A 2,500-nucleotide genomic window follows, 5' to 3' on the forward strand; every position below is an offset into this window, starting at 1 on the left:
GGCAAGGTTAAGCACTTAAGTTGCGGAGCCGTAGCGAAAGCGAGTTCTAACAGAGCGCAATATAGTCAGTGGGGGTAGACGCGAAACTTTGTGATCTATCCATGGGCAGGTTGAAGGTTTGGTAACACAAACTGGAGGACCGAACTCATTAGCGTTGAAAAGCTATGGGATGACCTGTGGATAGGGGTGAAAGGCCAATCAAACTGAGAGATAGCTCGTTCTCCCCGAAATGTTTTTAGGAACAGCCTCGTATACAGAGTTATCATAGAGGTAGAGCTACTAATTGGGCTAGGGGGCTTCACCGCCTACCAAACCCTAATAAACTCCGAATGCTATGATATTATCTACGGGAGTGAGGCTGTGGGCGCTAAGGTCCATGGCCGAGAGGGAAATAACCCAGATTAACAGCTAAGGTCCCTAATCGTATGTTAAGTTGAACAAACGCAGTTCAAATCCTATAACAGCCAGGATGTTGGCTTGGAAGCAGCCATTCATTTAAAGAGTGCGTAACAGCTCACTGGTCGAGGGTTTGAGCACGGAAAATAATCGGGCATCAAACATACAACCGAAGCTTTAGGATTATCGTAAGATAATCGGTAGGGGAGCATTCTAAACTGCATTGAAGGTGTATCGCGAGGTATGCTGGAGCGTTTAGAAAAGAAAATGTAGGCATAAGTAACGATAAAATAGGTGAAAAACCTATTCGCCGTAAGACTAAGGGTTCCTGATCAACGCTAATCGGATCAGGGTTAGTCGGGTCCTTAGGCAAAGCCGAGAGGCGTAGCTGATGGCAAACTGGTGAATATTCCAGTACCTGCTATAATTTCGATGGGGTAACGGAGTAGTGAACAGACCGCGCACTTACGGAATAGTGCGTTAAAGGGTGTAGTTATATCTTATATAGGAAAATCCGTATGAGATGATGAACCTGATAGTACGACAAAGCTTCGGCTGCGTTGATAGTGTCTCTAAACAGACTTCCAAGAAAAACCTCTAAGGTTAGGTTATAGCAGCCCGTACCGTAAACCGACACAGGTAGTCGAGGAGAGTATCCTCAGGCGCTCGAGTGATCCGTGGTAAAGGAACTAGGCAAATTGACGCTGTAACTTCGGGATAAGGCGTACCGCAGTAATGCGGTCTCAGTAAAATGGTCCAACCAACTGTTTAACAAAAACACAGGGCCCTGCAAAATCGAAAGATGACGTATAGAGCCTGATACCTGCCCGGTGCTGGAAGGTTAAGGAAGGATGTTCGGGGCAACCCAAAGCTTCTGACTGAAGCCCCAGTAAACGGCGGCCGTAACTATAACGGTCCTAAGGTAGCGAAATTCCTTGTCGGGTAAGTTCCGACCTGCACGAATGGTCTAATGAGTTGGACACTGTCTCTACCACGAGCTCGGTGAAATTGTAGTATCGGTGAAGATGCCGGTTAATCGCAACGGGACGGAAAGACCCCGTGAACCTTCACTACAACTTAACATTGATTTTGAACCACAGATGTGTAGGATAGTTGGGAGACTATGAAGCAGCTTCGCCAGGAGTTGTGGAGTCAACGTTGAAATACCAACCTTCTGTTGTTTAGAGTCTAACCCCGTAAGGGGGACATTGTTTGGTGGGTAGTTTGACTGGGGTGGTCGCCTCCTAAAAAGTAACGGAGGCTCGCAAAGGTACCCTCAGTACGGTTGGTAATCGTACGCAGAGCGCATTAGTAAAAGGGTGCTTGACTGTGAGGCTGACCAGCCGAGCAGGAGCGAAAGCTGGCTAAAGTGATCCGGTGGTTCTGCATGGAAGGGCCATCGCTCAAAGGATAAAAGGTACTCCGGGGATAACAGGCTGATCTCCCCCAAGAGCTCATATCGACGGGGAGGTTTGGCACCTCGATGTCGGTTCGTCACATCCTGGGGCTGGAGAAGGTCCCAAGGGTTCGGCTGTTCGCCGATTAAAGTGGCACGTGAACTGGGTTCAGAACGTCGCAAGACAGTTCGGTCCCTATCTGTTGTGATCGTTAGTAAATTGCGGGGACATGACCTTAGTACGAGAGGACCGGGTCGTACGTACCGCTGGTGTATCGGTTGTGCCGCCAGGTGCAGTGCCGAGTAGCTATGTACGGAAAGGATAAACGCTGAAAGCATCTAAGCGTGAAACCAACCTCAAGATGAGTTTACTTTTAAGGGCCGTCGGAGACTACGACGTTGATAGGCTACAGGTGTAAGGGTGGTAACATCGAAGCCGAGTAGTACTAATTGCCCGTAAGCTTTAATTTTATTATATACTGTGTTTCAACTTCCCAATATGTAAATTATTGCGTTACTGCTGCTGGTCTGCAAAGACAGGAGTTAAGTAACAAAAGATCTTCAAGATCTTATGGTGGTTTTGCCGAGGGTGTTCACCTCTTCCCATTCCGAACAGAGAAGTTAAGCCCCTCATGGCCGATGGTACTGCACTATCATGCGGGAGAGTAGGTAGCCGCCATATTTATTAGAAAGCTCCGGAGCTTCAAG

Annotated in this window: 2 rRNA genes (1 of these 2 only partly in view); both read left to right on the plus strand. The window is 47.9% G+C overall.

Annotated elements, in window-relative coordinates:
* A 23S ribosomal RNA gene (locus tag U0033_RS24810) occupies positions 1-2,262 on the plus strand (it extends 618 nt beyond the left edge of the window).
* A gap of 100 nt (positions 2,263-2,362) precedes the next feature.
* A 5S ribosomal RNA gene (rrf, locus tag U0033_RS24815) occupies positions 2,363-2,474 on the plus strand.
* The last annotated feature ends 26 nt before the right edge of the window (positions 2,475-2,500 follow it).

It is taken from the genome of Chitinophaga sancti, from assembly GCF_034424315.1.
Classification (GTDB): domain Bacteria; phylum Bacteroidota; class Bacteroidia; order Chitinophagales; family Chitinophagaceae; genus Chitinophaga; species Chitinophaga sancti.